This is a genomic window from Paracoccus sp. (in: a-proteobacteria) (assembly GCF_047973135.1).
Taxonomy (GTDB): Bacteria; Pseudomonadota; Alphaproteobacteria; order Rhodobacterales; family Rhodobacteraceae; genus Paracoccus.
This window is the reverse complement of the sequence record NZ_JBKEBL010000345.1, coordinates 1-5,673: the sequence shown is the minus strand read 5'-3', so window position 1 is coordinate 5,673 and position 5,673 is coordinate 1. Positions and strand designations below refer to the sequence as shown.

General features: G+C 63.7%; 4 protein-coding genes and 1 pseudogene. 3 read left to right on the top strand and 2 right to left on the bottom strand.

Annotated elements, in window-relative coordinates; all coding sequences use genetic code 11:
• Positions 1 to 3,935, bottom strand: a pseudogene (locus tag ACK5L9_RS24405) (hypothetical protein); the annotation flags it as partial.
• Between the two features lie 188 nt (positions 3,936 to 4,123).
• Here ACK5L9_RS24405 and ACK5L9_RS24400 point away from each other — a divergent pair.
• The gene (locus ACK5L9_RS24400; RefSeq protein WP_416914054.1) at positions 4,124 to 4,396 is read left to right on the top strand and encodes a BrnT family toxin; all 273 of its coding nucleotides are present in this window, start codon (positions 4,124 to 4,126) and stop codon (positions 4,394 to 4,396) included.
• Entirely contained in the window at positions 4,365 to 4,643 is a 279-nt protein-coding gene (locus tag ACK5L9_RS24395) for a helix-turn-helix domain-containing protein (RefSeq protein WP_416914053.1), read from the top strand. Before ACK5L9_RS24400 ends, ACK5L9_RS24395 begins: the two co-directional genes overlap by 32 nt.
• Before the next feature lie 93 nt (positions 4,644 to 4,736).
• On the opposite strand, the gene ACK5L9_RS24390 is transcribed toward ACK5L9_RS24395, so the two are convergent.
• Positions 4,737 to 4,997, bottom strand: a complete 261-nt coding sequence (locus tag ACK5L9_RS24390; RefSeq protein WP_416914052.1) for a hypothetical protein — start codon at positions 4,995 to 4,997, stop codon at positions 4,737 to 4,739.
• A 305-nt stretch (positions 4,998 to 5,302) separates the two neighbouring features.
• Between ACK5L9_RS24390 and ACK5L9_RS24385 the strand changes: the two genes are divergently transcribed.
• The gene (locus ACK5L9_RS24385; RefSeq protein WP_416914051.1) at positions 5,303 to 5,560 is read left to right on the top strand and encodes a hypothetical protein; all 258 of its coding nucleotides are present in this window, start codon (positions 5,303 to 5,305) and stop codon (positions 5,558 to 5,560) included.
• Positions 5,561 to 5,673: the final 113 nt, after the last annotated feature.

Sequence of the window (5,673 nt, the reverse complement as noted above, 5' to 3'; positions counted from 1 at the left end):
CCTCCCTTCGTGTTGTCTCGTCTGGCGCTATCACCCTCCGGGGCGGATGGCGAGGTGGCGGAGTCGGCCAGCGCGGCGCGAACTTCGGCCATCACCGCCGCCGCGTCGTCCATCTGCGACACATCTTCGCCCTTCAGGTCCATGTCGTCGCGCAGATGGTTATAGGCCGCCCGCATGGGGGCCTGAGCCTCGCGCAGCGTCAGCCCTGTGGTTTCCGCGAAATCCCGCAGCATCTGGCCGAAGCGCTTCGTGCCAGCCTCGATATAAAGCGCAACCAGTTCGCCGCCGAGGATGATATAGTCCGGGTCAAGCCCGCTGCTGGCCTGATGGCGCGCCTTTGCCGCCAGCTTCGCTTTCAGTTCCGCCGCACGGGCCTGCTTTTCCAGCGACAGGGACGACAGGAGGCCCGCATCTGTTGCCGCTCTGTCGCGCCTGGCTCTTTTCTCTTGCGAGACCTTCTCGCTGTTCCTATCCTCACCTCGGGTCTCGGTTTGGCGGCTAGCTGTGTCATCCGCCGACATTGGTGTGACAGTGTCCGTCCTGGTGTCACCGCCGAGGCCCTTTTCATAGGCTGTAAGAAGCCACGTCCTAGCATCACCCTGCCAATCAAGCCGAACAACGGCGTTTCCCGTTTTGTCAGAAAGCCTGATGCGGTTCGGGCCGGACCGACCTTCATCTTTCTGCAAACGATCCAGAAACCCTTGCAGATCGGCAAGAACCTCCGGATGCCTGGCCGCGATCTTGGCCAGCCCGAACCCTTCGCCTTCGGCGCTTCCCCAAATAAGATCAATATCGCCAATATCACGATGATGAACCGCACCTACCGCCTCGCCGGTTCTTTTGGCCTTCAGATGTGCAATCGCTGCATCGGCCTGATGGCGAAATTGGCGATAGATGGGGCCGAATTGGCCGGTTTCGTCCGTTGGTGCCTCGGCTGCGGCCTGCGTTCCGCCGGTTTCTCCCGGATCGATGTGAGCAGAAGCACGGAACAGGTCGGCGGGCCGGAAGGTGGCAGCGCGAACGGTCGTATAGGCAGAGATGGGATCACGATAATCGCCGCGCCGCAGGGCCTCGGGCGCGCCCGGCTTTTTCATCCGGCTGATGACCTTGCCCTTTGCATCGGTCCAGACATAGGATTTGCGCCCGCCTTCGTCCTCGATCCTGAACTGAAAGGCCAACCTGTCCCAGCCATATTCTTGCGCCTCGTCATGGATCCGGCTGGCGTAATTCGCATTCAGCCCCAAAGCGCGGGCAATATCGGCTGCACGGCGGGAAAGTTTGGTGGCGGCGTCGGTGGCCGCGATGGCGACAGAGCCTTGTGACTGCCCGGTATCGTCGGTCGGCGTGATGATCTCGCCATCAGTCGCGTCGGGTTCCGGAAGGGCCAATGCCTTGCGCACCCGCGCCTCATGCTTGCGGCTGAATACCCATCCCCCGGCGCGGGCATCCTCCTTGATGCTGACGCCCTGAACAACGGGCGGCTCCGGGCGGTTCCAGTTGCGGATGACCGCAGCCTTTGTCCGGATCGGTTCGATCAGTGGTTCAGCCAGTTCCCCGGTTCCAACTGCCACATCCAGACCGTCCAGAGCAGCATGTGCAGCGGATCGCCCGGTGCCAGCGTCGGTGCGCCCGCCTTGACCCATTGCCTGACCAGCCGGGCCTCCCGCCGGTCGATCACCCTGTTTCTGCGAAGCTGCTTCAGGGCCTGATTCAGATCCATCGCCCATCCGAAGGGCGGCGGGCAGGTCGTCGCGCCCATCAGATGCCTGTCCGGGCTGAACATCGGTGGTTTCTCCTTCTGCGATGCGCGTCCGCAAGGTGTCGCGCATCGCGAACATGCGGGCATTCAAACCACGCGACCTGATCATATTTTCGAGGTTGAGCAGCGCCTTTCGCGCCATTTCCGGCGACATCGCCGCGACTTCGTCTTCCATGCGTGGCGGTGGGCCGACCCGATTGTCTTTCCGCACGCCTGCCAGCGCGGCCTGTGACAGCGCGCCGAGTGTTCTTGGGGCGACAGACGGGACTGGCTGTGCGGGTTTCTGTGCGGGTTTGGCGGCCTGCTTGCGCGCCGCCTCGATCCCGGCCACAGCGTTGCGGGACCGGTCGAATTGCTCTGCGTTCAGGTCCAGAACCTGCCCATCGATTCGCAGCCGCGCCAATCCGTCCGGCGTCTCGGACATAAACACCGCATCGGTGATCCTGCCGGTCTCCGGATCGCCGATACGGACCCGGCCCCCCGGTTTCTGGTCGGGAAATAGCGGCGGCGAGGCGGGGGCAGCAGCCGGAATGGCGGCGGCGATCCCCTGCGCAATCCCTTCAATCGGACCGGCAGGAGGAACAACGCCCATGACATCGTGATTTGTTGCCGCCGCGCCCCTGATCAGAGAGATTTCATCAGAGGGCGCGGCGACCGGCCCGGTGCCGCTGCCGTCAGCACCGGGCATCCTGGAATTTCGGATCGCCCCCAGAGGCCGGAACCCTGCGGGCTGCGGGGCGAACTGGTCGGGCGAGGGCCGGGGCGGCAGGTTCGGGTCACGCTCGATCTCGCCGGGGGCCTGTCCGGGCCTGCCACCGCCAGTAATCGTTCCGCCATTCTGCGGCGCGGGCAGCGCAAGGATCTCCGGCTGCGCCTCTGGCGCGGGAGGGGGTGCGCCCTTGGCGCGTCCGCCCGGCAGGGCCGCTCCCGCGACGGCACCCATGCCGCCGCCCGCCAGCGCGCCGCCCATGAAATCCGCAAAGGACTGGGCCATCACGTCGATTTCCGACCCGGTCGCCGCATTGATCCCGCTGGCCGATGCCGCCCCCTCGGCGGTTTCCTGAACCCCTTCCTCCAGAGACCCCGCCGCCCCCTTTCTGACAGCGCGTGTCAGCCTGCCGCCTCGCCCCAGCCAGCCGTCTGCCCCCCGCATGATGCGGTTGGTCGCGGCACCGCCGACCGAACCGATCAGCCCCTGCCGGAACCCGGCACTGTTTTCCGCGCGGCGGGCAAGTTCTTCGACCGCGTCGGCCTGCGCCATGCCGCCCGATACCATAGCCTGATAGGCAGGCAACTTTTCGATTTCGGGCCGCCCGCTTTCGTCCAGCGTTTTGGCCGCATCCTCGACGAACCTGCGGCCGTTCTGCGCGCCTTCTCCGCCCGACATGAGCGCCCCGAGAACCGCTGCCGATCCCGCGTTGGGGGCAATCACCAGCGGGGCCATGGACCCGATCCCCTCGGCAGCCAGCCCCAGAAGCCCGATGACAGACGGATCCGCGCCCAGGCTCCATGTGGATGGCGACATCAGGTTGCCGCTGATCTCTGTCCCGTCGCGGCGGGCCTTGTAATCCGCCGACCGGCCATCGGCGATTCCCTCGCCGACAGCGGAAACGGCCGTGCCCAGATCGCGCCCCGCCGCGCGCAGGAATGTCGGTCGGGACTTGCCCGGCTCGTCGCCAAACCGCGCGATCTCATCGGCGGCCACCCCCAGACCATGCAGCGCCGATCCGACGCTGCGCACGGCCCCGGTGCCTGCATCCCGCGCCAGTCCGCCTGCGGCTTCACCCGCGCTTACCCTGCCGTCGCCGTCGCCCTCAGACACCCGCACAGGCGCAGACCCTGCCGGATAAAGCTGGTCCGCAATGTCATAGGAGCGTTCAAGGATCGCCCTGCCACGCGCCTCATCGCCCGCAAGCCGGGTGATGGCGTCCTCGATCCGCAGGCCGCCCTGAACCGCCCCCGCCAGAGCCATCGCGTTCTTTTCCGCAGCCTCGACCGACCCGCCCCCACCATTGGCCTCGTCCAGCGCAATCAGCACATTGGCAGGGACATTCGAGCGCCGGGCAATGCCGTCAAAAGCCTCCCGCACCGATACCGGGTGATCGCGCTCAGGCGCGGCCCCCAGTTGCGAAAGGGCAGATTGCAGCGGCGATTGGCCGGAAACATAGGATGCCATGTAGAACCCCAAAAAGCGGTTTGTCCTACGGGGTCACATCCTATGAAGCCCGTCCCGGCCGTTATGTCACAGGACAGGGGCAGGCCTCAAGCAACCTGAAAGCCGGTTAGCCACAGTTATACGGGGTCAGTTGGAAATTCCGTAGTTCTCGCTTTACATGGCATACGGAAATCCCGTATGGTATTCGTATGGAAAACAGGTTCGACCCCGCAAAAGATGCCACCAATCAGGAGAAGCACAAACTGTCTCTTGCATTCGGTGATCGTATCTTTGACGACGACAACCATCTGATCCTCCCTACCATTCGCAGCGAGGATGAAGAGGATCGCTACAAGGTGGTTGGTCATGTCGGCGAGAAGCTGTTCACCGGAGTGTTCGTTTGGCGGGATGATCTGCCCCGCTTCATTTCCGTAAGAAGGAGCAACAAAGGTGAAGAAAGAGCATATCAGTCTACCTGCTGATCCGGCGGATGCTGAGGATCGCACAGTATCTATCGAAGGGATGGAGCGCGGGCAGCGCGCCCGGCTGATCCGCAAGACGCGCACCGATCTGGGCTTGTCGCAGACCGAGTTCGCCAACCGCTTCCGGGTTCCTGTCGGCACCCTGCGCGATTGGGAACAATCCCGAGCGACTGCGCCGGATTTTGCGGTGGCCTATGTTCGGGTCATTGGGCAGCACCCCGATATGGTGGCTCAGGCGGTAGCCTGAGCCACACTCCCGACAAGCTGAGGTTTCCGGTCGCGTCTCAGGTTATGAAGTGGATGTTGAGCGGAGTTCTTCCCGTCATGGTGTCCTCGGGGGTTAGCTGGAAAGCTGTTCAAGAGCCGCCTCTGCCTTGCGCTCGTTAACGCTGACCAGCCGATCATTGCGATGCTCGGCGAGCCGTCCAGTTTGCCGATGACGCACCAGCGTCCCGCCACATTCGATCAGCGCCAGCGGCTCCCATTGCGGTGCAGTGCGGGTAATGTGTTCGATGGCATTGGACCAGCGCCAGCGGGTCAGGTTGCGGCGGGTCAGCCCTTCAGAATCAACGCATGCGGCCTTAGTATGGTGTTTAGCCATTCTCGATCTCCTGCTTAGATCGTGTTTCGGTTAGGGCGGCTTGGTGCTCCAACACCTTGCCTGCCCGCTTAAGTTACACAGCTTTGTCATATAGTCAAGCATATTGCTCATGTTGCGTAACTATGCCATCTTGAGCGCATGTCAGAAGAACTCAAATCCATCCGCCTTCAAATGGTTATCGCCCCTTCACAGGTGGCCAAGATCGACGCATGGCGTAAAACACAGGACGATCTGCCCAGCAGGTCGGAAGCAATCAGGCGGCTTGTCGAGCTTGGGCTGGCCGCCTCAAAGGAAAGCCCTCCGAAGTGAGCTGGCTGCGCCTGGAGCATCTTCAGGCGGCAGGCGATGGTGAACTGGTCAGGGACGAGAACGGCACACCCATAGAGTTCCGCGTCCCTTGCCGGTCGAAGGGCGGTCCGATCCTGCCCGAGAGGGTTTGCTGCACGGCCCCGCTGCGGCTGAAGAACGGAACCAAGACGATCCGATACCGGGACCGCCGGATCGAGCCGGGCGACCATGCAACGCTGGCGCGGTATGGCCCGTCGCTGACACAGACCAAATAGGGTCACTTTGGGCGGTGCAGCACCGGGGTTTCTGTCACCTGTCCGGCCGCCGCCCCACCTCCCCGCGCTCTTTGCACCTGCGCCAGTGCTTCCTCATAGCTGATCGCGGGTTT

What these genes read in the sequence shown, in the direction of transcription:
- ACK5L9_RS24400 (WP_416914054.1), top strand. Translation starts at nt 4,124, where the DNA reads ATGGAAAACAGGTTCGACCCCGCAAAAGATGCCACCAATCAGGAGAAG.
- ACK5L9_RS24390 (WP_416914052.1), bottom strand. Translation starts at nt 4,997, where the DNA reads ATGGCTAAACACCATACTAAGGCCGCATGCGTTGATTCTGAAGGGCTG.